Annotated in this window: 27 protein-coding genes and 1 riboswitch; of the genes, 16 read left to right on the top strand and 11 right to left on the bottom strand. The window is 36.7% G+C overall.

Annotated features, from left to right (window positions below):
- Positions 1–46 precede the first annotated feature (46 nt).
- Positions 47–601: a DUF3298 and DUF4163 domain-containing protein gene (locus tag FG382_RS17745; RefSeq protein WP_244950547.1), complete on the bottom strand. Its 555-nt coding sequence runs from the start codon at positions 599–601 to the stop codon at positions 47–49.
- A gap of 108 nt (positions 602–709) precedes the next feature.
- On the opposite strand from FG382_RS17745, the gene FG382_RS17740 reads away from it, so the two are divergent.
- The 6 genes from FG382_RS17740 (at position 710) to FG382_RS17715 (ending at position 5,848) form a co-directional block, all read left to right on the top strand.
- The gene (locus tag FG382_RS17740) at positions 710–1,441 is read left to right on the top strand and encodes an AAA family ATPase (protein ID WP_142540229.1); all 732 of its coding nucleotides are present in this window, start codon (positions 710–712) and stop codon (positions 1,439–1,441) included.
- On the top strand, positions 1,442–2,005 hold the full coding sequence (locus FG382_RS17735; RefSeq protein WP_142540228.1) for a VanZ family protein: 564 nt from the start codon (positions 1,442–1,444) through the stop codon (positions 2,003–2,005).
- A 58-nt stretch (positions 2,006–2,063) separates the two neighbouring features.
- A complete protein-coding gene (locus FG382_RS17730) occupies positions 2,064–2,234 on the top strand; it encodes a Fur-regulated basic protein FbpA (RefSeq protein ID WP_142540227.1) in 171 nt (56 codons plus the stop codon).
- Positions 2,235–2,579: 345 nt separating this feature from the next.
- Positions 2,580–3,731, top strand: coding sequence for a DEAD/DEAH box helicase (locus tag FG382_RS17725; protein ID WP_142540226.1), 1,152 nt, complete (start codon positions 2,580–2,582; stop codon positions 3,729–3,731).
- A gap of 2 nt (positions 3,732–3,733) precedes the next feature.
- Positions 3,734–4,963 carry an aminopeptidase gene (locus tag FG382_RS17720; RefSeq protein ID WP_142540225.1) on the top strand — a complete coding sequence of 410 codons (1,230 nt, stop codon included), beginning with the start codon at positions 3,734–3,736 and terminating at the stop codon, positions 4,961–4,963.
- A gap of 15 nt (positions 4,964–4,978) precedes the next feature.
- On the top strand, positions 4,979–5,848 hold the full coding sequence (locus tag FG382_RS17715) for an SGNH/GDSL hydrolase family protein (protein WP_142540224.1): 870 nt from the start codon (positions 4,979–4,981) through the stop codon (positions 5,846–5,848).
- A gap of 197 nt (positions 5,849–6,045) precedes the next feature.
- Here the strand turns inward: FG382_RS17715 and FG382_RS17710 are convergent, their stop codons facing one another.
- Together FG382_RS17710 and FG382_RS17705 are read right to left on the bottom strand one after the other, a co-directional pair.
- Positions 6,046–6,372, bottom strand: a complete 327-nt coding sequence (locus FG382_RS17710) for a magnetosome magnetite crystal formation protein family (protein WP_373287657.1) — start codon at positions 6,370–6,372, stop codon at positions 6,046–6,048.
- Between the two features lie 46 nt (positions 6,373–6,418).
- Positions 6,419–7,486 (bottom strand): M20 family metallopeptidase, encoded by a 1,068-nt coding sequence (locus tag FG382_RS17705; protein WP_142540222.1) that lies wholly within the window; start codon positions 7,484–7,486, stop codon positions 6,419–6,421.
- Between the two features lie 106 nt (positions 7,487–7,592).
- A riboswitch (TPP riboswitch) is annotated at positions 7,593–7,683 on the top strand.
- Between the two features lie 62 nt (positions 7,684–7,745).
- Between FG382_RS17705 and thiT the strand changes: the two genes are divergently transcribed.
- Complete coding sequence (thiT, locus tag FG382_RS17700) at positions 7,746–8,327, top strand: energy-coupled thiamine transporter ThiT (protein ID WP_142540221.1); 582 nt, start codon at positions 7,746–7,748, stop codon at positions 8,325–8,327.
- A 47-nt stretch (positions 8,328–8,374) separates the two neighbouring features.
- Positions 8,375–9,124, top strand: coding sequence for a type I methionyl aminopeptidase (gene map, locus FG382_RS17695; protein WP_142540220.1), 750 nt, complete (start codon positions 8,375–8,377; stop codon positions 9,122–9,124).
- A gap of 23 nt (positions 9,125–9,147) precedes the next feature.
- Here the strand turns inward: map and FG382_RS17690 are convergent, their stop codons facing one another.
- On the bottom strand, positions 9,148–9,876 hold the full coding sequence (locus FG382_RS17690; protein ID WP_142540219.1) for a tryptophan-rich sensory protein: 729 nt from the start codon (positions 9,874–9,876) through the stop codon (positions 9,148–9,150).
- Positions 9,877–10,032: 156 nt separating this feature from the next.
- Between FG382_RS17690 and FG382_RS17685 the strand changes: the two genes are divergently transcribed.
- The gene (locus tag FG382_RS17685) at positions 10,033–11,835 is read left to right on the top strand and encodes a M3 family oligoendopeptidase (RefSeq protein ID WP_142540218.1); all 1,803 of its coding nucleotides are present in this window, start codon (positions 10,033–10,035) and stop codon (positions 11,833–11,835) included.
- A gap of 7 nt (positions 11,836–11,842) precedes the next feature.
- The gene (locus FG382_RS17680; RefSeq protein ID WP_142540217.1) at positions 11,843–12,388 is read left to right on the top strand and encodes a GNAT family N-acetyltransferase; all 546 of its coding nucleotides are present in this window, start codon (positions 11,843–11,845) and stop codon (positions 12,386–12,388) included.
- A gap of 90 nt (positions 12,389–12,478) precedes the next feature.
- On the opposite strand, the gene FG382_RS17675 is transcribed toward FG382_RS17680, so the two are convergent.
- From FG382_RS17675 to FG382_RS17665, 4 genes are all read right to left on the bottom strand, one after another.
- Positions 12,479–13,048 (bottom strand): beta-class carbonic anhydrase, encoded by a 570-nt coding sequence (locus FG382_RS17675; RefSeq protein ID WP_142540216.1) that lies wholly within the window; start codon positions 13,046–13,048, stop codon positions 12,479–12,481.
- A 76-nt stretch (positions 13,049–13,124) separates the two neighbouring features.
- On the bottom strand, positions 13,125–14,132 hold the full coding sequence (gene mreBH / locus FG382_RS17670; protein ID WP_142540215.1) for a rod-share determining protein MreBH: 1,008 nt from the start codon (positions 14,130–14,132) through the stop codon (positions 13,125–13,127).
- A 555-nt stretch (positions 14,133–14,687) separates the two neighbouring features.
- Positions 14,688–14,822, bottom strand: a complete 135-nt coding sequence (locus FG382_RS23390) for a hypothetical protein (protein ID WP_268238284.1) — start codon at positions 14,820–14,822, stop codon at positions 14,688–14,690.
- An 89-nt stretch (positions 14,823–14,911) separates the two neighbouring features.
- On the bottom strand, positions 14,912–16,144 hold the full coding sequence (locus tag FG382_RS17665; RefSeq protein WP_142540214.1) for an aminopeptidase: 1,233 nt from the start codon (positions 16,142–16,144) through the stop codon (positions 14,912–14,914).
- Between the two features lie 193 nt (positions 16,145–16,337).
- On the opposite strand from FG382_RS17665, the gene motA reads away from it, so the two are divergent.
- From motA to FG382_RS17645, 4 genes are all read left to right on the top strand, one after another.
- Positions 16,338–17,141 carry a flagellar motor stator protein MotA gene (gene motA, locus FG382_RS17660; protein ID WP_142540213.1) on the top strand — a complete coding sequence of 268 codons (804 nt, stop codon included), beginning with the start codon at positions 16,338–16,340 and terminating at the stop codon, positions 17,139–17,141.
- Positions 17,125–17,892 carry a flagellar motor protein MotB gene (motB, locus tag FG382_RS17655; protein WP_142540212.1) on the top strand — a complete coding sequence of 256 codons (768 nt, stop codon included), beginning with the start codon at positions 17,125–17,127 and terminating at the stop codon, positions 17,890–17,892. The genes motA and motB overlap by 17 nt, the downstream gene beginning before the upstream one ends.
- A 108-nt stretch (positions 17,893–18,000) precedes the next feature.
- Positions 18,001–19,101 (top strand): PfkB family carbohydrate kinase, encoded by a 1,101-nt coding sequence (locus FG382_RS17650; RefSeq protein ID WP_142540211.1) that lies wholly within the window; start codon positions 18,001–18,003, stop codon positions 19,099–19,101.
- Positions 19,098–20,006: a pseudouridine-5'-phosphate glycosidase gene (locus FG382_RS17645; protein WP_142540210.1), complete on the top strand. Its 909-nt coding sequence runs from the start codon at positions 19,098–19,100 to the stop codon at positions 20,004–20,006. Before FG382_RS17650 ends, FG382_RS17645 begins: the two co-directional genes overlap by 4 nt.
- A 57-nt stretch (positions 20,007–20,063) precedes the next feature.
- On the opposite strand, the gene FG382_RS17640 is transcribed toward FG382_RS17645, so the two are convergent.
- Both FG382_RS17640 and FG382_RS17635 read right to left on the bottom strand, forming a co-directional pair.
- The gene (locus tag FG382_RS17640; RefSeq protein WP_142540209.1) at positions 20,064–20,285 is read right to left on the bottom strand and encodes a DUF1128 domain-containing protein; all 222 of its coding nucleotides are present in this window, start codon (positions 20,283–20,285) and stop codon (positions 20,064–20,066) included.
- A gap of 212 nt (positions 20,286–20,497) precedes the next feature.
- Positions 20,498–21,865 (bottom strand): alanine/glycine:cation symporter family protein, encoded by a 1,368-nt coding sequence (locus FG382_RS17635; protein WP_142540208.1) that lies wholly within the window; start codon positions 21,863–21,865, stop codon positions 20,498–20,500.
- A 203-nt stretch (positions 21,866–22,068) separates the two neighbouring features.
- On the opposite strand from FG382_RS17635, the gene FG382_RS17630 reads away from it, so the two are divergent.
- A complete protein-coding gene (locus tag FG382_RS17630; protein WP_142540207.1) occupies positions 22,069–22,443 on the top strand; it encodes a YtxH domain-containing protein in 375 nt (124 codons plus the stop codon).
- A gap of 23 nt (positions 22,444–22,466) precedes the next feature.
- Complete coding sequence (locus FG382_RS17625; RefSeq protein WP_142540206.1) at positions 22,467–23,435, top strand: YihY/virulence factor BrkB family protein; 969 nt, start codon at positions 22,467–22,469, stop codon at positions 23,433–23,435.
- Positions 23,436–23,920: 485 nt separating this feature from the next.
- On the opposite strand, the gene FG382_RS17620 is transcribed toward FG382_RS17625, so the two are convergent.
- Positions 23,921–25,819, bottom strand: a complete 1,899-nt coding sequence (locus FG382_RS17620; RefSeq protein ID WP_142540205.1) for a heavy metal translocating P-type ATPase — start codon at positions 25,817–25,819, stop codon at positions 23,921–23,923.
- Positions 25,820–25,903: the final 84 nt, after the last annotated feature.

Here is a 25,903-nt window from a genome sequence, read left to right as displayed (position 1 = left end):
TTTACTATCTTACTTAATACTTTAACTTAGTAAAGGGGAAGTGTCACTAGAAGTAGAGCATTTTTTCAAGTGGACTATTTAATGGAATGAGACTTTCTATGTCTTTAATGACAATGGGGAAAAATGGAAAATTATATACATATGGCGTTATCTCGTATAATTGAAAATAGATGACTAAACAATGGTCTGCAATATAATAATCTTGGTCTTTTCGTATTTCCTTAAATTCTCCGAGAAGTGGTACATCCCATTCGATAATTTTTTTATTGATAATGGCAGATAAGGTTTTGACATAATCGCTATTCGGTTTAAATAATTCTTGTAATGTATACATTTTCCCAGTAGTAACATCAAAAGTTAACGATTTGCAGACGGTTAAACCATGAGCACCGCCAGAAAAAGTGTAAACAATCAATAATATGCTTAAAATGTCCCGCTGATTATTTTTTATCTCATAATACCCAGTAATCTCTTGTACACCTTCTGTGTAAAAGCCTTGCTCGATCAACATTTTGTTAAGAAGCGTAATAATATCTGCATTAATCTTTTTTTCTATATGCGGATGGTGTAAGTTAGTTACAATAGGATAGTAAACATTCACGGAAGGTGAATGTTTAAAAATACGCTTTGTTTCTATACGAACGGGTAGATTCAAGGTTCACAGCCTTTCGAAGTTATTAATAGATAGTATGAGTAGGGGAGGATACATATGTTTTTAAATAAAATCTCAATATTACATAGAGAAGCAAATAAGGATAATCAGTATCCGTTTACTATACCGACGATAAAAAATTTAACAGAACTCGAGTTGACAAGCAGTGTAACTTTCTTAGTTGGTGAAAATGGAACTGGTAAATCTACACTACTAGAAGGTATTGCGGATAATTGTGAATTTAATACTGCGGGTGGAAGCAGAAATAATTTATTTCAGGTAGATGCTTCCGAAAGTGCATTAGGGGAGTATATTCGTTTGTCGTGGATGCCAAAAGTGACGAATGGTTTTTTCCTACGTGCGGAATCATTCTATCAATTCGCGTCCCATATTGATGAGCTAGAAAGAGAACTTCCGGGCGTTTTAGATAGCTACGGAGGGAAATCTTTACATGAGCAATCACATGGGGAATCATTTCTTTCTTTATTTTTAAATCGCTTCAATGGACGTGCTATTTACTTATTGGACGAGCCAGAAGCAGCACTATCCCCACAAAGGCAGTTGTCTTTTTTGCGTATTATGCATGATCTTGTGGAGGAAGAAGATTGTCAATTTATCATTGCCACGCATTCTCCAATTATTTTAGGTTATCCTAATGCTACCATTCTTAGTTTTGATCATGGCGAAATTGAAGAATTGGAATATGAAATGACGGGCCATTACCAAATAACCAAGTATTTTTTAGATCATCGTGAAAAATTTTTAGAGGAATTGTTAGCAGGTGAATAAATGACTGTCATTATGGCTTATTTGGACGATATGTTCTTTTTTATTTGTATAGCTCTCCCACTTGTGATTATTTGGCGTATTGCTCGCTGGAAGAAAAGAGGATTTAATGTAAAGGAAAGTTTACATGAAATTGGGTTTCTTCTGTTTATATGTGTTCTCATCGGATTATTTTCTCAAACAATTATTCCGAAGCCAGGAGCGGAGCAAGCCTATGGAACAGGCGTGAACTTACAGCTGTTTCGTGTAGTAAAAGAAACGTATAATGCGATTATGTATTTAGGGTTTTGGCAACCTTTTTATATTAACTTTCTTGGGAATATTATTCTTTTTATGCCGATCGGTTTTTTGTTGCCGTTACTTTATAGAAGGATGGTATATTTTCCGAATACAGTAATCATCGGATTATGCGTATCCCTTTTTATTGAAATTACGCAAATTCCTCAAAGTAGAAGTAGCGATGTGGACGATCTTTGGTTGAATACACTAGGTGCGTTTTTAGGGTACCTATGTTATTTGTTCATCCACAGGCGTTTTCCAGTTATCACGAAAGCTTTTAAAAAGTAGTTTATTATCCTCTAATTTGGGTAAACATACATTGTATTAACTATGCAAGGAGACAACTATGAACATGCAAATGAAAGAATCAAAAATGGAAGAGAAACGTGACAATATAATTGAGGATCTAGTGAACAAAGGAATATTTAAAATCGATGGAAGACAATTATACCAACTAAATTATTATGAATTAATGAAAGAATATATAGCAGAAGAAGAAAGTGAAAAGTGCCTATAAGTAAGGCACTTTTTTTATGCTTCTCTTTGGCATGCCACTTTTTAGGAATAATGCGTCTTAAGACAGAGCTATTAAGTGTCCGTTGGGATTTTCGCTACAGGGTGGACGCATTCCGCGGGCACGACTTCAATCTCCTCGCCCCACGGAAAGCGTCCGCCTGCAGCGGAAATCATGGCGGACATTCCCTTTACTACGTAAACTATCCTTTTTCAGTAGCTTCACTAAACAAAATACACTTGAAGCACACTTACACTTTTTAGTGAATTCTTTCAATTCCGAATCACTAATTGCCGATAATAAAAGTGTGGTACACTTGAATCAAACATAGATAAGGTGGAATAAAACTTGACTTTTTTACAAAATTTAAATGAAACATTACAAGAAAAATGGGCGAAAGCAAATTTCGCATTTGAGATGCCAATACAAACCAAACTAATCCCGCATATGTTGGACGGTTCAGATATAGTAGCAGAATCTCCGACAGGAACAGGAAAGACATTAGCTTATGTTATTCCGCTTTTACAGAAGGTAGATCCTAAGAAGAAACAAGTGCAAGCATTAGTAATCGTGCCTTCTCAAGAACTAGGCATGCAAATTATTGAAGTTTTTCGTGAGTGGGTTGCAGGTACAGACATCACCGTTGCGCAATTAATCGGCGGAGCTAATATCCAAAGACAAATAGACACACTGAAAAAGAAACCAACAATTGTCGTAGGAACACCTGGACGATTACAAGAACTTGTAAAGACGAAAAAACTAAAAATGCACGAAATTAAAACAATCGTATTAGATGAGGGCGACCAATTATTAAGCAGAGAACACCGCACCACTGTAAAAGGATTAATCGATGCAACAGTAGAAAGCCAACTCGTTGTTACTTCTGCTACGATTACAGATGAAATTGAGCTAGTAGCAGATAGAATGATGGATAATCCAGTACGTATTCAAGTATCTGCAGAAGAGATTCCAGCTAAGGGAGAAGTAATCCATAGTTACGTTAAAACAGAGCCAAGAGACAAAACAGATCTTTTAAGAAGACTCTCACACGTAAAAGGGATGAAAGGACTCGCGTTTGTTAATAGTTTGGATCAATTACTTATGAAGGATTCTAAACTGACGTATATGGATGCTCCAATTGTTTCTCTTCACTCGGAGATGAAAAAAGAAGAACGAAAAAAAGCATTGGATGATTTTAAAAATGGAAAAGTGAGCATTTTAATAGCGACAGATGTAGCAGCACGCGGGCTCGATATTTCGGGTTTAACCCATGTCATTCATGTAGACGTTCCGCATTCAATCGAACAATATTTACATCGTTCAGGTCGTACAGGTCGCGCAGGGAAAGATGGAGAAGTATTGACTTTATTAACTTATTCAGATGAAAAAACATATAAGAAATGGACAAAAGAGCTTCCGAGCAAACCGGTTCAAAAAATCTGGCATCGTGGTGCCTTAATAGAAGGAAACTCTAAAACTGTAGAGAAAAAGGGGAAATAGAGATGAATTTCCAACAAAAGCTAGAAGAATATGCGGAGCTAGTTGTCAAAGTTGGCTTGAATATTCAAAAGGGGCAGCCGTTATTAATTGGTACAACAACAGATACAATCGAATTTACTAGGCTTATCGTAAAAAAAGCGTATGAAGCCGGTGCGAAACGTGTTGATGTAAACTATACGGATGAAGTAAATGCACGAGCATTTTATGATTTAGCTCCCGACGAAGCATTTCATGAATATCCAAAATGGTTAGCAATGCAGCGAGATGAGTTAATTGAAAACAAAGGTGCATTATTATGGATAGATGCAGACAATCCAGATTTATTGGAAGGTGTGTCAATTGACCGAATTTCTAATTTTCAAAAGGCATCAGGAAAAGCATTAGAAAATTATCGAAAAGCAGTGATGAATGATGTGATAACTTGGTCGATCGTTGCAATTCCTTCAGAAAAATGGGCTGCTAAAGTATTTCCAGAGCTAAAAGTGGAAAGCCAAATGGAAGCATTATGGGATCTTATTTTCAAAGTGGTGAGAGTGGGAGAAGGTACTGCGGTCCAAAAATGGAAAGAGCATATTAGCAATCTGGAAAGTCGGGCTGCTCTTTTAAATGCAAAACGTTTTAAAAAGCTCCATTATAAAGCGGAAGGAACAGACATTCAAGTAGAGCTGCCAAAAGATCATATTTGGTTAACAGGGGCAAGTAAAAATGCTCAAGGTGTTCCTTATATTGCCAATATGCCAACTGAAGAAGTGTATACAGCACCACTAAAAACTGGTGTGAATGGGTATGTAAAAAATAAGAAACCACTCGTATACCAAGGAAATATTGTAGATGACTTTACACTGACATTTGAAAATGGTGCCATTACTAAAATAGAGGCATTAATTGGCAAAGAACTTTTACAAGAACTAACACAAACTGATAAAGGAGCTAAGTATTTAGGTGAAATTGCATTAGTTCCGCATGAATCTCCTATATCTGCTTCCAATGTATTGTTCTTCAACACATTATTCGATGAAAATGCATCGAATCATTTTGCAATTGGCGAGGCATATCCCACATGTGTAGAAGGAGCTCGTGGATTATCTCATAAAGCACTAGAACAAATTGGTATTAACACATCCATCGTCCATGAAGATTTTATGATTGGTAGCGCTGATATGGATATTATGGGTGAGTTAGAAGATGGAACAATGGAGCCTATTTTCCATAAAGGTACTTGGGCATTTTAAGGAGTGGAACAAAGCATGAAGAAATGGTTTGTGATAATCGTTTTTTTATTGCTTCCTTTTTCGGCTGTGTCTGTAGAAGCAAAAAGTCCGGAAGTGTATATTGCAATAGGTGATTCATTGGCGGCTGGGCAAACGCCAAATAGGGAAATAGATGTCGGCTATGCAGATTTAATAGCTCAGGAATTGAAACGTTCACGTCAGCTTGCTTTTTATTCGAAAGGGCTCGCATTCCCGGGATTTACGACGGCTGACATCCTATCCACCTTGCAATCAGAGGAAGCACAAGAACTACTAAAAAATGCAACGCTCGTAACAATTTCTGCTGGTGCAAATGATTTACTAAGACTGGTGCAAGCAAACCCGGCAAATGGAACACTTTCCTATCAACAAATTCCAGCTGATTTTGCCTTAAATAATGTACGTAAAAGTATCGCTGAAATTATAAAAGAAGTAAAAAAAGCTGCTCCAAAAGCGAAAGTTTATGTAATGGGTTATTATTTTGCTTATCCCCATGTACATGAATCGCAAAAGCAAGGGATTCAACAAGAACTCAATACATTGCATTCCATATTAAAAACACAAGCAGAAAGTAATGGTGCGGTATATGTATCCGTAGAAGAAGCATTCGCACCACAAGCAAAGGAACTTATTCCTAATCCGGCTGATGTACATCCGTCGATGGAAGGATACCGGATTATGGCAAATGCGTTCTTTGCACATTATAATAAAAACTTACACGTACGACCAAACGAGTTACCAAACCCGAATCCTCTCACATTTGAAGAAATTATAAAGAGTCAAAAAGAAACCGTAAACTCCCCTGTTTCCAGAATAGAAGGCTTCGAAAATTATCTATCATTAACAGCATTAAAACCATACATTTAAAAAGCTGTCTCCCTTTACAGGGAACAGCTTTTAATCATTTCGTGGTCTTTTTGGCTTGTATTGCTTTTTTTACTATCGGTAAGACGATTGGAGCTAATTTGATTGCAGTTTTTACGATCGCTTTTACTTTCATCATTATATCTCTCCCTGGGTTTCTCTATGCTGTCTATATTCCCATTATGAGTGTATCATAAACATTATCTTAACACTCTAATGCCTTGTATAATATTCCAGATTAAAACAATTAAATAAATAATGATATACAATATGATAAATAACAGTGGTCCAAATGTTGCCCAAAAGGATGGCTTCTCTAACATCATGACCATGGAAGTAGAGGAAGGAATCGTAGTTGCAAATATACTAATAAATATAATAATCATTAGAATGACTGGTATAATATGCGAAAAAAGTGACTTTTTTGCATGATATTTTACTTCTTTATCCTGTGAAACAAAAAAGACGATAATTGGTACAATGAATGGCGCAAATAATACACTAAAATACGATAATGCACTTAACATTTTATTATTAACCACTTATCAGGATCTCCTTTCCATATTCAACAACTCAGTCCAATATAAATGAAATTAAAATTTCTTTAAATCGCTCCACAGATGAAATCAAAACATATTCTTTTCTTCCATGCCAATCCGCACCACTTGGTCCAAACTCAATAGCCCCTGCCCCTTTTTCTGCATAAAATCGAGTATCAGCAGAGCCGTGTTGACCAAATAACTCAGTTGGACGTGCGGATATAGAAGAAGTTACTTGTTGTAGTTTTTGTACATATTTATTGTTTTCTTCTGTCGTAACGGCAGGAGCAGTAGAATGAATTATTACCTCGCTATTTGGGTAGAGACTGCTAGTCATATATTTTATTTCATTAATAATGTCTACTGCATATTGTCCCGGAACAAAGCGAATATCGTAAGACATAATACATTCATCAGGTACTACATTGTATCTTTCACCTGCATGTATTTTTGCCAAGTTTAAAGATGGATAATCATAAAATGTATTACTAGCTGTTAAAAAAGAAAGTTTACGCATTTCCTGATCGAATAGGAATGCTTGTTCAATCGCATTAATCCCTTCCCAAGGACGACTTCCATGACTAGATTTTCCTTTTAAAACGATATCTAATTGGACAATTCCTTTCGCTTGTAATCCAATATGTAATTGAGTTGGTTCACCGCAAATAACGAAATCTCCGTGAAATCCAATATCGACAAGATACTTGGATGTATCTCCCGATGTTTCTTCGTCTGTTACAATATGCAATTGCACTTTTGGGGTTAGCTTGTGAGGAACCAATGAAAGCTCGTAGAAAGCTTGCATCATCGCAGCCACGCCAGCTTTCATATCCGCAGCTCCTCTTCCAAATAACAGGTCACCCTCAATATAAGGAATAAATTGTTCTAGCTCCCCAGGGACAACATCGACGTGTCCGTTCCATATAATACAATCATCCCCACTACCTATTTCTGCAACCAGCATAAGTTTACCGTCATGTTCATATATTGTTGGTGTAATATCACGTTTTTCTAGCCAAGTTTTACAATATAAAAGAGCTTCGTTCGCTCCTTCTAAATCATCACTTTTAATACGGATTAAATCTTTCAATAACTCTATCATTTTAGTAACCCCTCCGTTATCTATTATTTCTATAAGTATACCAATGAAGGAAGAGGGGTTGCATTCCTTATTTTACACTGCTACAATGAACTCGAACTAAATAATTCATAACCACAAGGGGCGTCGCTATGCGGCTGAGATTGTACCCTTCGAACCTGTAAGTTCAAGCTTGCGTAGGGATGTGGATGGAAACTGACAATCGCGCGATGTCTGGGTCTATCCCGGGCGTCGTTTTTTTGTGGGAAAAAAGGGGAGTACAATGAGAAATCAACGTGTATTATTATTAGTAGAAATAGCTATATTTGCAGCTTTAGGATATGTATTAGACCTGATTGGATTTGGCATGCCACAAGGTGGATCCGTAACTTTTGTGCTAGTACCAGTTATTTTAATTGCTTTCAGACGTGGAGTTGTAGCAGGTCTTATTACTGGATTTTTAATCGGTTTGTTGCAAGTAGTAACTGGACGTTTTTACCCAGCACCGCTGTCTTTTGAAATCGTTGTTTTACAAGTAGCAATCGATTATTTTATCGCGTTTATGGTCGCGGGATTCGCTGGTTTCTTTAGACCCGCATTTATAAGAGCGTTGGAAAACAAGGACACAAAGAAAATGGCTATAGCCGTTATTGCTGGAACTTTTATCGCGGCATTCCTTCGTTATTTAGCACATGTAACATCTGGATTTCTATTTTTTAGCGAATTTGCTGGGGATCAAAATCCGATTTTATACTCTATTATTTATAACTCTACTTATATGATCCCAGTATTTTTAGTTGCTGCATTTATTTGTACTGTTTTGTTTGTAAAAGCACCACGCCTTTTACTGCCGAATAAAGTATAAATATGATATGATTATTGTACAGTTAATGGAGAAGGGATCTTATATAGATGATTGTACAAACAAATGAAGAGTTAGAAGCGTTAAAAAAAATAGGTCGCATTGTAGCAGAAATACGTGATGCGATGCAGGCTGCAACAAAACCTGGTGTTACAACCAAGGAATTAGACGAAATTGCAGGCAAAATGTTTGCAGAAACGGGTGCCATTTCAGGACCAAAAGGTGAATATGATTTTCCGGGATATACTTGCATTAGTGTAAATGAGGAAGTTGCCCATGGAATTCCGGGATCACGTGTCATTCAAGAAGGCGACATGGTCAATATTGATGTGTCTGGCTCATGCGATGGATATTTTGCTGACACTGGTATTTCATTCGTTGTGGGAGAAGGCTATTCAGAAAAAGAAAAACTATGTACAGTAGCAGAGAGTGCTTTCAACCGTGCAATGTTAAAAGTAAAGACAGGTGCTCGTCTAAACCAGATCGGAAAAGCTGTGGCTAGAGAAGCAAAGGACAATGGTTTACATGTAATTATGAACTTAACGGGACATGGAATTGGAAAGTCACTTCATGAAGCACCACAGCATGTACTAAATTATTATGATGCATGGGATCCAACGATTTTAAAAGAAGGTATGGTACTTGCGGTAGAGCCGTTTATCTCTGAAAAAGCAGAACATATTGTAGAGTCTGGGGATGGATGGACGTTCATCACGCCTGATAAATCATTAGTAGCTCAAATCGAACATACAATTGTAGTTACAAAAGAAGGACCGATTTTGTTAACAAAATTAGATTAAAATAAGGAAAACGCCAACCGAAATCATTCCTTCGGTGGCGTTTTTTTGATGAAAAATATACCTACAACAAGCACACTGCTTAAAAAAATGGAAGCAGTTGATATGAGTAATTCGTTAAACAGATGACGACAGGCTAGTCCTAAAAAAGTCCAGATAAAAACGATTACTATTGCTTGATCTTCGAAATGATATCGGAAATGAAGGGCAATAGCTGTGGCAATAGTTAAGAGAATAACTGTCCACAATGACTTTGTAATTCCTAAACCACTGAATTCATAGTAAGTTAAAAGGTAATCTAGGTTGATAAACGTCATGATAAAAGTCCAACCAAAATAAATAGAAATAGGCAATCTACTCATCCAATTTCGTTGTAGAACTGGATAAGTTATATAAAGTGAAAATAAGGTTCCAAGTAAAGCAAACATTGAAATTAATGCGTAATGAAACAGCTCAAAATGCCAAAAAAGAATCCACGCTATTTGAAAAATAGAAGTAAAGGCGAAGAGTAGAACTCGTTTTAAAGGGAGTTGACGCGTAGCCGAATACTCTTTAATACTATTCCAAATCCAACATGCCAATAATATATAGATGATGAACCAAATGAAAAATACATAATGAGCAGGTGTAAAAAATATGGGAAGTCTATTTAAAATACTTACAGTTGTTTGACCGTTTATAGGAAGCGTATTTGCTAGTATATGTACAGTGATAGTAGATATTAAGCTTAAAATCAAAAGGATTATTTTGACCATTCGATCTCCTCCTTCTCTATAGTAAGTATACCTTTGAAATAATCGTTCGACAAATTACAATTATGAATATTATGTGACGAAAACCGGATAATAGAGTAGTTCAAAACATGGTATACTAGATTTCTAAATAAACTGTCACTTTAGGGGGAAATGGAAATGATTGAAGAAAATTATTCAGTTGTATGGGATTTAGATTCGTTTTTTGTAGGGGGAAGTAGCTCAACAGCACTTAGAAAGCATTTGGATGAAGTGAAAAATAAATTGTTAGCCTTTGAAGAGGAACTGAAAGATTTTAATACACCATCTTCCATCCAAGATGTAAACAAAATAGTACATACAATTGAGAAATTGAAGGATATTGCAGTGAATTTATCAGAAGCAGGAGCAGTAATCGGTTGCTTCCAAGCCCAAGACACAACAGATAAACAAGCGGCATTATTAGAAGGGGAAGTAGGAATGCTATATGCAAAACTCTCCTCCTCTATGCTTACAATCCAGCAAATGCTTGGACAAACAGAAGAATCGGTATGGCAAGATTTGCTTCAAACAAACGAGCTTTCATCATTTGCATTTGTATTAAACGAATGGAGAAACGAAGCAAAGCTAATGCTATCGGAAAAAGAAGAAGATATGATTACAACCCTTAGCGTAGACGGATATCATGCTTGGGGCCAACTATACGATCTGCTAGTAGGTGATATTCGCATTAAGTTAACACTAGATGGAGTGGAAAAGGAGCTATCTGTGGGTCAAGCGAACAATTTAAGCTCACACGAGGACGCTGCTATTCGAAAGGAATCATTTAATGCGTTAGAAACCGCTTGGACAGAGAAAGAAGACTTTTTTGCAAAAACGCTAAACCATATAGCAGGCTTTAGACTTGCTGTATACGAAAAAAGAGGCTGGGAATCCGTTTTACAAGAACCTTTGCAAATTAATCGCATGAAACAAGAAACACTGGATGCAATGTGGGGAGCTATTTCCAAAAACAAAGCACCATTTGTTGAATATTTACAAAGAAAATCGGATATGCTAGGCGAAAAAAGAATGCATTGGTATGACCTAGATGCACCAGTTAGCGCTTCTACAGAAAAAATGGATTTTCAACAAGGAGCCGCATTTATTTTGAAGCATTTCAAAGAGTTTGGTCCTAAGCTAGCAGCGTTTTCTAGAAATGCTTTCGAAAAAGGGTGGATTGAAGCAGAAGATCGTCCGAACAAACGACCAGGAGGGTTTTGTACGGGTATGCCTGTGTCCGAAGAGTCACGTATTTTCATGACGTATAGTGGATCCATGTCCAATGTCTCGACACTTGCTCATGAATTAGGACATGCTTTTCATTCATATGCTTTAAGACCAGTACATTGGATGAATCGTCAGTATGCAATGGGAGTAGCGGAGACAGCTTCCACATTCGCTGAAATGATTGTTGCAGATGCTGCAGTAAAAGAAGCGAAAACAGAAGAAGAAAAGATCGCTCTTTTAGAAGATAAGATTCAACGTAGTGTAGCATTTTTTATGAATATCCATGCTCGCTACTTATTTGAAACTAGATTCTATGAAGAACGTAAAAAGGGTATGGTCTCTGCAACAAGATTGAATGAGTTGATGGTAACTGCTCAGAAAGAAGCATATGGCGATGCGCTAGAAACAACTCATCCACATTTCTGGGCTTCAAAATTACATTTTTATATTACAGACGTACCTTTTTATAACTTCCCATATACGTTTGGGTATCTATTTTCTTTAAGTATTTATGCGAAAGCTATTACAGAAGGATCTAGCTTTGAAGAGAAATATATTGCTCTGCTTCAAGATACTGCAGTGATGACAGTGGAAGATTTGGCAATGAAGCATTTAGGGGAAGATATTACGAAAGAAGCATTTTGGATAAAAGGTATTAACTTGTGTATTCAAGATGTGAACGAATTTATTCAATTTACTAATGTAAAAGGGTGAAAAAAGTTTGGTTTACTTAGAAGGGGATACCTGTTATCTACAGACGTTAAGTATAAAAGATGCACCGAGTTTAGCAGATCTTGTCTATCGAAACAAATATTATTGGTCCGTTTATGAACCTCTGCACCGAGATGACTATTACACTACTACCGTTCAAAGAGAGAAAATTAGAGAATCTCTGCTTTTGATGCAAGAAAAAAGAGAATTTGGTTTTGGCATCTTCGAACATCATACGGATAGAATGATAGGTCATATCTCATTATATAGCCTAAAAAGAATGCCCTTTTCAAGTGGACTAATTGGTTATTCTATTGATGAACAATTTGTTGGAAAAGGGATAGCATCGGAGGCAGTACATATCGTTAAATCTTTTGGATTTGAACATGTCCATTTAAATCGCATAGAGGCATATGTATCTCCACGAAATATGGGGTCTATTAGAGTGTTAGAAAAAAATGAATTTTTACGAGAAGGATTGCTACGAAAACTTTTGTTTATTAACGGTAAATGGGAAGACCATTACATGTATGCTTCACTGAGTGAAGAGCATTGAAAAGGTAAGAGTCTTTATAGAAAACTAAAAAGCCGGTTGTTCCATTTCTGAACAACCGGCTTTTTATGTGTCGATTTCCTGGGAAATAAATTAGTTCTTGTCGATTGAACCATCTGTAACTAAGTCTAAACGTCCAGTCGTAGGGTCAATAATCAGGCCATGCACAGGAATGCTTGGTAGAATGAGCGGATGATTTCTGATCAATTCCACACTATGTAAAACACTTTCTTTCACGTCAGAAAAGCCTTCTAACCATTTATCCATATTAACACCAGAGTATTTTAAGACATCGAAAGTATGTGGATCTACGCCTCTTTCAATCATTTTTTCTACTAATTTATCCGGTTGAATTGCACTCATACCACAATCATGATGGCCGACGACAAAAATCTCATCTGCTTGAAGTTCATAAACAGCGACAATCAAGCTTCTCATAATACCGCCAAATGGATGATTAATAACAGCGCCGGCACTCTTTACTATTTTAACGTCACCATTTTTGATGTTCATTGATTTGTAAAGCATTTCTGTAAGTCTCGTATCCATACATGTTAAAATGACCATTCGTTTATCTGGAAATTTTGTAGTTACATAAGGCGTGTATAGTTCGTTTTCTACAAAAGATTTATTGAAATCTAAAATTTCATTTAACTGTGACATAGTATTACCCCTTCGATAATAATTTTCTTTTATTTTATATGAAATGAAAGGGGATTGCTTGGAATTTGTTTCGAATCTATTTTGCTACTTTTTGTTTGCGCTCAGATATAAAGTAAGATTTTCCTGTTCCAATGGCTACTGATTGTAGCGGTTCAGGTGCAAGATGAACAGGAACTTCAATAACACTTGAAAGCCATTCTTTCATATCTTTTAATAGGGCACCGCCACCTGTAAGTACTACTCCATGATCTACGATATCTCCCGAAAGTTCAGGTGGGATAATTTCAAGCGTTGCACGGACTACTTCTAAAATAATTTCAAGAGATTCCTTTAAAACTCCTTGAATTTGTGTAGAAGAAAGATGAATTGTTTTAGGCAAACCAGTCACAAGATCTCTTCCGCGCACATCCATCTGTTCCACAGTATGTGGGACTAATGCATGACCAATTGTTTTCTTAATATTTTCAGCAGTTGGTTCTCCAATGATGACATTATATTCTTTTCGAACAAAATGGATAATCGCTTCATCCATTCGATCACCTGCTGATTTAACTGTGTTAGAAGCTACTACGCCACCAAACGATATAATACCAACTTCCGTCGTACCTCCACCAATATCAACAATCATACTCGCAACAGGTTCGTTTACAGGAAGACCAGCCCCGATTGCTGCAGCTACAGGTTCTTCCATAAGTTGTACTTCTTTTGCACCGCTTTGACGTACCGCATCTTGAATTGCTCTACGCTCTACCGAAGTTGCGCCAGAAGGAGTACAAACGATGACAGTCGGTTTTCTTAGTGCAGTGCCTAATTTTTTACTAGCTTTTTGCATAATTAACTTTAGTAGCTGAGTCGTAGTATCAAAGTCCGCAATGACGCCATCTTTTAGAGGGCGAACGACTTCGATGGAAATAGGTGTTTTACCTACCATTTTTTTTGCTTCTTCACCGAAAGCTACTATTTCTTTTGTCTTTGTATTAATTGCTACAATAGTTGGTTCATCTATAATTAAGCCTTTGCTTTTTGTATAAACTAATGTATTTGCTGTTCCTAAATCTATTCCAATATGTGCGTTTGAAAACATTTTTGTTCCTCCAATCCAATCGTACATTATAAGTGTAAGTGCCTATGCAAGCCTCTAGAGGCATGTCTGAATTCTAGATACTTAGTAAGTATAATAGATAATAATAGGTTTGCCATATGTTATATGTTGGAAGTTTACGTATATTTCATGAAGAAGTAGTTATATGTAATTAAAAGATTTTGCTATATTGATATAATGGAACTACTTAGTCATATATTTGAAACACTCTTGTTACGAAAATGAAAGGAAAAAGAGAAGTAATGACATCTAATTTAGTTAAAAATGAGCAAGTCTCTAAGTTTGAATTTGTATTATCAGATTAGTTTTCGATAATCTTGTTGCCCTACTTATTCTTGCAAAATAAGCACCTTTGTAATAGGGACACTAACTAAAAAAGTAATAGCTTAGTCAGATTAGTAAAGCGAACCATTAGAGGTGTACTCCCATAGCTAGCGCTCCTTTTGCATTTAAAAATCTGGTAAAGTTATTCCTGCACATTCATAGAAATGTTACTAGAAAGCAAAAAAACAACCGCATAAAATGCGGTTGTTTGTATTATTTAGAAGGTTTAGGATCTACTTGGATCGCATCGTGTGTGTTCATGCCTTTAGCGAAGTAATGAATAATTGCATATCCTGAAATTCCTATGCATACTGCAAAACCAAGAACGGTAACTGTGAATAAGCCCATTGTTAAACACCTCACTAGTTATGATACTATCATTATAGCTTAGTTGACGGGAAAAAGTAAGAAGAAATATTTAGAAACGAATACGTCTATTAGAACGCCCAGTTACCATTGCGGAAAATAGGTTCTGTAGTTCCATCTTCTTTTATGCCGTCTATGTCCATCTTTTCTGTACCAATCATAAAGTCTACATGTGTGATACTATCATTCAATCCATTTTCTGCAAGCTCTTCACGACTCATTTTCTTACCACCTTCGATACAGAAAGCGTATGCACTTCCGATAGCCAAATGATTAGAAGCATTCTCATCAAATAATGTGTTATAAAATAGTAAATTAGAGTTAGAAATTGGTGAATCATGCGGTACAAGTGCTACTTCCCCTAAATAGTGAGAACCTTCGTCAGTAGCAACAAGATTCTCAAGCACTTCTTGACCTTGTTCTGCTTCTACTTTTACGATACGACCCTTTTCAAAAGTGACTGTAAAATTATCAATAATATTTCCGCCATAGCTTAATGGCTTACTGCTTGCCACATATCCTTCTACACCTGTTTTTAATGGAACCGTAAATACTTCTTCTGTTGGCATATTTGCCATGAAATCTTCGCCTTTTTCGTTTACACTACTTGCCCCACACCATAGATGTCCTTTTGGAAGTTCGATAACTAAGTCTGTTCCAGGAGCAGTATAACGGAGTTTTTGATAGTTTTTATTATTTAAGTAATCTACTTTTGCATGTAAAAGCGTGTCATGTTCTTTCCATGCTGAAACTGGATCTTCTAAATCTGCACGAACTGCTTTAAAAATAGCCTCCCATAGAGCTGGTACTTGTTCTTCTTCGGTTAGTTGTGGGAACACCTTACTTGCCCAATCTTTTGACGGAGAGGCGATTACTGTCCAACTGATTTTATCTGATTGTACGTACTGACGATACTTACTTAAAGCTTGCCCTGTAGCTTTTTGGAAAGCAGCTATTTTAGCGGTGTCGACTCCCTTTAATAGATCTGGACTTTGGCTCATAATGCTCATAAATGCAGCGCCTTCTTCAGCTAATAGCTCTCGTTCCTGTACCTTCCATGAAGGATAATAGTTGAAAGAATCCTTTGGAGCTAACTCGTAACGTAAGCGTGTAATCTCATCATCTGAAAAGTCTACAAATACTTGAGCCGCTCCAACTTCATATGCTTTTTTCGTGATTAATCGGACAAGTTCTACACTATCGATCGAAGCCGCAATGTATAACTTTTGCCCTGGTTGAATATTTACCCCAACTTCTACTGCTAAAGCAGCATATTTTTCTAGTTTTTGATTGAACAAAGACATTTTCCTCCACCCTTTCTGTACATAATTCATAGTATCAGTTTTTTGAATGCTGTGACAATATACATTGGAGTTAAAAAAGTAGAAAATTGTTCACTATTAATAGATTTATATCATTGAAAAAGAAAGTTTTATATTCAAACTTCGTCAATATTGCCGAAATAAAGTAAAGAAATAGAATGTGGAGGTTAAGAGATTGGATAAGTCTACCGTTTTTGGTCTTATAATTGCTATTGTTTCCTTATTAGTAGGGATGTTTTTTAAAGGAGTTACGCCGGATGCACTTTTGAATCCTGCTGCTATTTTCATCATTATATTTGGTACTGTTGCAGCAGTTGTTATTGCATTTCCAATGAGTGAATTAAAACGGGTTCCTAAACTTTTTGGGGTACTCTTTAAAGATGATAAATTAGAGTCAGATGCAGAAATTATTAAGATGTTCTCTAGCTGGGCGGATTTAGCACGTAGAGAAGGGTTACTCGCATTAGAAAGTAAGTCTACTGAGGTGACGGATCCTTTTTTGAAGAATGGTTTAACATTAGCCATAGATGGTCAAAATGCGGATTATATTCGAGATGTATTATCCGAAGAAATTGATGCATTAGAAGATCGTCATGCTGGCGGGGCTTCTATATTCTCACAAGCAGGAACGTATGCACCTACACTTGGAGTACTGGGAGCAGTTATCGGTCTTATTGCTGCTTTAAAAGATATGAATGATATTGAAAAACTAGGTCATGCCATTTCGGCGGCGTTCGTTGCTACGCTTTTAGGGATTTTCACAGGTTATGTAATTTGGCACCCATTTGCAAATAAATTAAAGCGAAAGTCTAAACAAGAGGTTCGTCAAAAGACGATGATGCTAGAAGGTATTCTTTCCGTATTGGAAGGGGATTCCCCTCGTGTTATTGAACAAAAATTAGCTTCTTATTTGTCGATGGCGGACCGCAAGAAAATTTTAGGTGGAAGCGGGGAGGATGGCCTTGGCAAGGAAGCGTAAAAAGCATAAAGAAGAAGAGCATATGGATGAATCTTGGCTTATTCCATATGCGGATATTCTCACATTATTATTAGCCTTGTTCATCGTACTCTTTGCAGCAAGTACAGTAGATCAACAAAAACTGGAGAAGATGTCACAAGTATTTGACCAAATTTTCGATGGTGGGACAGGCTTTATGGATAATCCGTCTCCATTAGATGTACCAGTAGTGCCAAATCAGACAAATGAGTCAGAGGAAAGCTCTGCCTATATAGAAGACCAAAAAGCCTTAGCTGGTATCCAAGATAGTGTCGATGAATACATTGCAGTGAATGCACTAGAAAAGCAATTTGCTACAAAGTTAACAAATGAAGGGCTGCTCGTTACTATTCGAGATAATATATTATTTGAGATGGGACAAGCAGAAGTAAAGCCAGAGTATCGACAAATCGCGGAAGATATATCGGAGCTTCTCATATTTGATCCTCCTAGAAATGTTGTTATTACTGGACATACAGATGATATCCCAATATCAAGTAGTGAATTTTCATCTAACTGGGAACTAAGTGTTATGCGTTCTGTGAACTTTTTAAAAATTTTAGTAGGAAATAATACGATCGACCCTCTTTATTTTAGTGCAAAGGGATATGGTGAATTTAGACCTGTAGCTTCCAATGATACTGCGGAAGGTCGGGCTCAAAATAGAAGAGTCGAAGTACTTATTCAACCACGTGTATTAGAAGACGGTACATTAAATGACTCTCCACAGTAATACTACTAACTGGCAACTTATTTTTGTTGTCAGTTTTCTTTTGACTTTTTGAAACAAAAGTTTATAATTAAAACAAAAGTTCATTATCGCGGGAAAGGAGGAAATGAAGTGGACTCAAAAGAAGTTAAAATTTTAAACTATCTTAAAAAGAATCCTTATGCATCTCAGTTAGAAATTGCAAATGAATTACAAATGTCTAGACCTGCTGTTGCTAATATTATTTCTGGTCTTATTAAAATTGGAAAGATAACTGGAAGAGCTTATATATTACCGGAAAACAAAGAAATTATTTGTATTGGCGGAGCGAATGTAGACAGAAAATATATAGTGAAAAGCGACTTGCAAATGGGAACGTCCAATCCAACGACTAGCTTACAGAGTATCGGTGGAGTTGCAAGGAATATTGCAGAAAATTTGGGAAGATTAGGACATAATGTGCGTATGCTTACTGTAGTAGGCAATGACATGGAATATGAATCCATTGAAAAAGCTTCAAGCCCTTGGATGAATTTATTTTCCGTAGAAAAATTATCAAATTATCAAACAGGGACTTACTCTGCCATACTAGACACACATGGAGAAATGTTGTTTGCTTTAGCAAACATGGACATTTACGATCAATTTACGGTGGAGTATTTGAAGAAACAGGAAACACATTTAACGAAAGCTCAGCTGCTAATTATTGATATGAATTGTCCAAAAGATGTCATTGAATATGTACAAACCATCTCAATAGGCTATAAAATACCACTTGCTATTATTCCGGTTTCTTCGCCTAAGATGAACAGAATGCCGGAGTCGCTAGAAGGAATTGAGTGGTTAATAACAAATAAAGATGAGGCGGAAACTTATTTCCAAATGACAATAGAAGACGATTCATCGTGGAAAAAAGCAGCAGAATTATTTGTAGAAAAAGGGATCAAACAAGTGGTTGTAACAGGTGGTAGTAAAGGTGTTGTATTTGCTGGGCAACAAATGGAAACAACTATAGCGCCAGCCATACCTGCAGACTTCATTGTAGACGTAACTGGGGCAGGAGACGCATTTGTAGCTGGAACATTACATGCGTGGATTGAAGGCGTGGAGATAACCGAAGCGGTACAAACCGGGATGGTAAATGCCAATAAAACGCTTCAGTCCGCTGAAACGGTTCGTACGGAACTTACAAAAATCGGTTTAAAAAATGAAATGGAGGATTATAAATTATGAAACAATATTTAACATACTCACAAGAAGTAGAACAAGGGATGGCAGCAGGAAAACCAATCGTAGCATTAGAATCAACAATTATTTCACATGGTATGCCTTATCCACAAAACGTAGAAATGGCAAAAAAAGTAGAACAAATTATTCGTGATAATGGAGCAGTACCAGCAACTATCGCTATTATGGATGGCGAGATTAAAATCGGTCTTTCAAATGAAGATTTAGAAACGCTTGCTACAAGTAAAAATGTAAGAAAAACATCAAGAAGAGATCTTGCATATGTAGTAGCTTCTAAAGAAATTGGTGCTACAACAGTTGCGACAACGATGATTTGTGCAGAACTTGCAGGCATCAAAATGTTCGTAACAGGTGGAATTGGAGGCGTACATAGAGGCGCTGAAACGACTATGGATATTTCGGCTGACTTAGAAGAACTTGCTTCTACAAATGTAGCAGTTGTATGTGCTGGGGCAAAATCTATCTTGGATATCGGTTTAACTTTAGAATATTTAGAAACAAAAGGTGTGCCAGTAGTAGGCTTTGGAACAGATGCATTCCCAGCGTTCTATACAGCAACAAGTCCATTTGCTGCTAACTTCCGTTTAAATGAGCCAAAAGAAGTAGCAGAAATGCTTAAAGTGAAATGGGAGCTAGGATTAAACGGAGGAGCAATTATTGCAAACCCAATCCCAGCAGAATTCTCATTAGATGAAGCTTATATCAATGACATCATCCACACAGCGTTAAAAGAAGCAGAGGAAAACGGCATTAAAGGAAAAGACGTAACGCCATTCCTACTTGGCAAAGTAAAAGAGTTAACAGAAGGTAAGTCATTAGAATCCAACATTGAGCTTGTGTATAACAATGCAAGAGTTGGAGCTCAAATTGCAGTTGAATTGAATAAATAATTTTATTCTTCCACAAAAGAAAAAGTTCCTTCCCAACGTTATATTGGGAAGGAATTTTTATTTACGTAAGCTTCCAAGTTCAGCGGCGATCGCTTGCATTTCACTTGGGCTAAAAGAATCTCTTTTTTTCACCATTTCATATAAATACACTAAATCTTCATATTGAGATGCATTAAAATGTTCTGATTTCATTGCATCAACATTTACCATACGTAGTTTTTCTTTTATGGTATCAATCATAAACGCCACATTTTCAACAGATGGTTCTGATAAATTCATTCTTTTGTACCTACCTTTCATACATTAGAACTTTATCCCGATTTAACGGGCAGTACAATATCCAATGTAATTTAGACTCTAAATAATGAATCGGGTTCCATATAACGAGAGGTTAACTGCCCGTAAAAGCCCGAATGGTTCAACTAACAATCCGAAAGAACCGGATTGAAGTTTCACTTTATCATTTCACGCTCTGGTTTGATTGTCAAATACTAAATAGACTTAGCAGCTTTTGCTTCTTCTTTTTCTTCTTTTAGCTTTTGCTGTATACGTTTTGTTTCATATACGACAATTCCAGAAAGACCTAGTAAACCTATTAAGTTCGGAATCGCCATTAAGCCGTTTGCTATATCAGAGAACGTCCAGATTAGATCAAGCGAAACAACAGCACCAATAGGTACCATAATAACAAATGCAATACGATAAATGATTAATAAAGAAGGATTTTTAAATAAGTACTGGAAACATTTTTCTCCGTAATAAGCCCAGCCAAAAATAGTAGAAGTAGCAAAAAAGATTAATCCAATCGCTACAACATATGGTCCAAAATCACCTAAGAAATGGCCGAAAGATGCAGATGTTAACTCGTTTGCAGCAAGACTAGTATCTGTATACATACCAGACATGACGATTGTAACGCCAGTAATCGAACAAATAAGGAATGTATCTAAAAATACTTGGGTCATCGAAACAAGTGCTTGTCGTCCAGGTAAGTCCGTTTTTGCAGCAGCAGCAGCAATAGGAGCAGACCCAAGACCAGCTTCATTGGAGAATACCCCACGAGCAATACCATAACGTATAGCGGCACCAATTGCTCCACCAACAGCAGCCTCTCCAGAAAACGCCATTCTAAAGATTGTAGCAAATGCATCTGGAATAGCAGTAATATTCATAGCCATAACAAGTAAACCTGCAATTAAATAAAAAACTGCCATAATAGGTACAAAAATTGCCGTTACATTACCGATTGACTTAATACCACCAAGAATAACAAGTGCGGTAAAGATCATAAGAACCGCTCCAGTAATCCAAGTATCTAGACCAAATGTCGATTTTACAACCCCAGCAACAGAATTAGATTGTGTTCCGTTACCAATACCGAATGCTGCTAGCGCACCGAAAATTGCAAACAATACAGCTAGCCATTTTTGCTTAAGTCCATGCTCTAGATAATACATGGGACCACCCGCCATTTGACCTTTAGCGTCTTTCACACGAAATCTTACCGCTAAGATAGCTTCACTATATTTTGTTGCCATTCCAAAGAATGCAGAAACCCACATCCAAAATATAGCACCAGGACCACCAAGGACAACTGCTGTTGCGACCCCAACAATATTACCAGTACCAACTGTTGCAGCTAGTGCAGTAGTGAGTGCTTGGAATTGGGTAATGTCCCCTTCTGCTGTCTTATCATGCTTTTTAGAGAATACTAGTCTTAAAGCTGCAGGCAGTAATCTTATTTGTAGTACACCTACTCGTACTGTTAAATAAATACCTGTCCCCACGATTAATATTAGGAGTGGTATTCCCCAAATTACAGAAGAGATACTCCCTAAAATTTCATTCAACTTCTCCATTTTATAAAACCCCCATTTTCTATTTTTCTATCAAGTGAACATTTCTATCCTTTCTAGTAGATTTCCCCTTATTGCTAATATTCAATAAATTAGAGACATAGTCAAGATAAATTTTAAAATTGAAATAAAAATACTTTTGTTTTATTCCTCCCAGTCGGGGGTATAATTAATTTATACAAACATAATATAACGGAGGTTATGAGATGAGTGAGAGCAAATTTGTAAAAGGCGTAGTATGTGGAGCACTTATTGGTGGTGCATTAACAATGTTAGATAATAAGACAAGAAATGCAGTTGTCCAAAAAACGAATAGTATTGGACGTCAAATAAAATATTACAGTACAAATAGGCAAGAACTGAAAGTGATTCTTGAGGAACAAGTAACGAAATGGAAATCATTTTATGAACAAATAAACTCTGATGCGACTTACATATCGCAAAAAGTAAATGAAGTAAAAGAAATGACTCCTCATGTCAAAACATTATTAACGGATACGAAGGAAGCATTTGCCCAATCGAAAGAGGAATACAAATCCATTGTAGACCCAGAATCAGAAGAATATATCGTCAAGCAATAATTATAATGAAAGGAGGGGATAGAATGAACCCCGAAAAAGAACAAGAGCATAATTTGAAGGCGCATTCCTCCTCTTCTAATAATTGGTTTAATAAACTAAAGTTTCTTAACATGAAAAAAAAGGATAAAAAGATAGAAGAGCCCCAAGATTTAACGACATGGAAAGGATATTTCAAACATTTAATCGTACATATCCAAAAAACAGATATAACAGGACTTGCGGCTCAGCTTGCTTATTTCTTTTTATTATCCTTATTTCCCTTACTTATTTTTATTGTTACCCTATTACCTTATTTAAATTTAGACGAAGCACAAGTATTTCGTTTTATAGAAAATTATGCTCCACAGGATGTATATATTCTAATTGAGGATACTGTTTCCGACATTTTGCTGACACGAAATGGTGGATTGTTGTCCATCGGGATAATAGGTACCATTTGGTCAGCTTCCAATGGGATGAATGCAATTGTTAAGTCATTAAATAGATCCTATAATTTAGACGAAACAAGACCATTCTTTATCGTACGTGGTTTATCGGTTGTCTTTACTTTAATTATGATAGTATTGTTTGCCGTAATGTTAGTTTTACCAGTGTTTGGACAACAGATTGGTACTATATTATTTTCTTATTTTGGATTTGAAGAAGGTTTTGTAAAACTTTGGAATAGTTTAAGGTGGACAATTACTCCACTTATAATGCTAATTGTTTTAACAGGATTATATTGGATTGTCCCAAACCAAAAGCTGTTTTTGCGTAGCGTATTTCCGGGAGCTGTATTTGCAACTTTAGGATGGATTATCGTATCACTAGGTTTCTCATACTATGTTAGCAATTTCGGAAATTATTCTTCCACATATGGCAGTATAGGTGGGATCATCGTACTTATGTTATGGCTATATATATCCGGAATAGTACTATTAGTTGGCGGTCAAATAAATGCCGTTACACAGGAACGAAAAATAGCAATAGAAAAAGCAGAGGGAAAAGACTAATCCCTCTGCTTTTATTGTGTTCGTAATATTTAGGAAACTGCGCGGTAATTATCGGTGTCTCAATCCGAGTAAACTTATTCTATCAAAATTGGTTGCTTTCGACAGCTGTTTGATTGCCCGTATCCATTTATTGGATTTAGTTAGTAAAAAAAACTGTTGATGTTTTAGTTTTTAGCAAGTCGTTCATAAATAAAAAAGAATTTAACATTGATTTTCGCTCCAGACGGCGAGGCCAACAGGATGTTGGTTTCAAAGGCATTGCCACACGATGTGGCGTTCTTAGCCTTTGTTCCACTTGGGCTAATGAAGACATCCCAACGTACGCCTAAGCGGCGGGGATGGCTCATCGCTCACCCCACGGAAAGCGTCCGGCTGGAGTGAAAATCACGGTGGACACCTATTAAAGCCTTACCGCGCAGTATCCCTATTATAAGCGGTAATTCCCTTTATCGTCTTCTACCAGAGACAGGAACTTTACCGTGCTTTTAGTTTCTATTCAACATTCTTAAACCATTTAAAATTACTAAGATTGTACTTCCTTCGTGACCAATAACACCTAGTGGTAAATCTACTGCTTGTAGGAAGTTGGAAATGATGAGCACAGCTATAACGGAAAGAGAAAATATAATATTTTGTTTCACGATTCGTTGCATTTTACGTGACATTTTCACCGCATAAGCAATTTTTGATAAATCGTTTTTCATTAGTACAACATCCGCTGTTTCAAGTGCTACATCTGTTCCTTCACCCATTGCAAATCCTGTCGTCGCAGTCGCAAGAGCAGGTGCATCATTTATACCGTCTCCGACCATTCCTACGAATTTGTATTCTTTCAATAAAGTTTTCATCTTTTCTACCTTTGTTTCTGGAAGACATTCCGCATAATATTGATCGATACCGGCCTCTTTAGCGATTGCTTTTGCTGTAGTTTCGTTATCTCCTGTAAGCATAACTGTTTTAATACCTAAAGAGTGGAGGAGTTTTATCGCTTCTTTTGCTTCCTCTCGTACAGTATCTTTTAATGCGACCGCTGCTGCAATCCCTTTTTCGTCGCGCATAAAGATCACGGTTTTTCCTTCTGCTGCTAATGTTTCTGCTATGCCTTGATGGAATGCGAGTGCATCTTCTTTGTTGACAAAGTCAGGTTTTCCGACGGTAATCATCTGACCGTTTATATTCGCTAGTAAGCCAAATCCAGGTTTATCTTCTATAGGAAGAGAGGGCAGTTGGTCAATCCCATTTATTTTTGCGTAGGCTGTAATAGCTTGCGCTAAGGGATGATTGGACTGCGCTTCAATTGTCGCTAAAGTAGTCAGTGTCGTTTTAAAATCTAAATCTTCTCGAGTAAAGAAATCAGTTACGATTGGTTTACCTTGTGTTAAAGTACCGGTTTTATCGAGTGCGATAGCTTTCATCTCACTGACGTTTTCCAAGTGAACGCCACCTTTAAACAAAATCCCATTTTTAGCTCCATTTGAAATAGCCGAAAGTGTTGCTGGCATGATAGAAGCAACTAGTGCACAAGGCGATGCAACTACTAATAAAACCATAGCTCGGTAGAAAGTAGTGTTCCAATCCCAATCAAGTAAAAAATGTGGAAGAAATAGCATGAAACCTACTACAATGAGTACTACTTTAACGTAAGTGCCTTCAAATCTTTCGATAAATTGCTGAGCAGGTGATTTTTCGTCTTGAGCAGATTGAACTAATTGAATTATTTTTTGGAAAAGGGAATCTTCGTTTGCTTTTGTCATTTCCATTGTAATTGCGCCACTAATATTAACTGTACCAGCGAATAATTCATCGTTTACTTGCTTGGATACAGGGATCGATTCACCACTAATTGCTGCTTCATCAATGGATGTTGCTCCACGCATAACGATTCCATCAGCTGGAATTCGTTCTCCCGGTTTTACAACTAAATGATCTCCTAAAGTAAGTTCATTAATAGAAACGCGAGTCGTTGTACCGTCACTATTAAGCTTCCATGCTTCTTCTGGTTGGAGCTCCATTAAGGAGGAAATTTCTTTATCGCTTTTATTCATTGTATAAGTTTCTAACGCGCCACTAACTGCAAAGATGAATATTAAAATAGCTCCCTCTGTCCAATAGCCAATAATAGAGGAACCAATTGCAGCTAGAATCATGAGCATTTCGACATTCAGTTCTTTGTCTCGTATCGTTGCTTCCATACCTTCTTTTGCTTTCGCAAATCCGCCTATTACAAATGCCAGTATATAAAGAATGATAGAAGATGTTTCGTTTCCCACCAACCAGGCGATTAAAATAAGTATTCCAGAAAACAGGGCAGCTACTAATTCTACATGGGAGATTATTATTTGGGTGAGTGGTTTTCTTTGTATAAATTCATGAATAGTGGACATTTAATACCCTCCTTGATAATGAGTTTCACTCTTATTTGAGTGTATAAAATAGCAAAAATGGATTTCTGAGTAGAAATCCATTTT

Source organism: Psychrobacillus lasiicapitis (assembly GCF_006861795.1).
Lineage (GTDB): Bacteria > Bacillota > Bacilli > Bacillales_A > Planococcaceae > Psychrobacillus > Psychrobacillus lasiicapitis.
The sequence above is the reverse complement of the archived record's forward strand: the minus strand, read 5'-3'. Positions and strand labels throughout refer to the sequence as shown.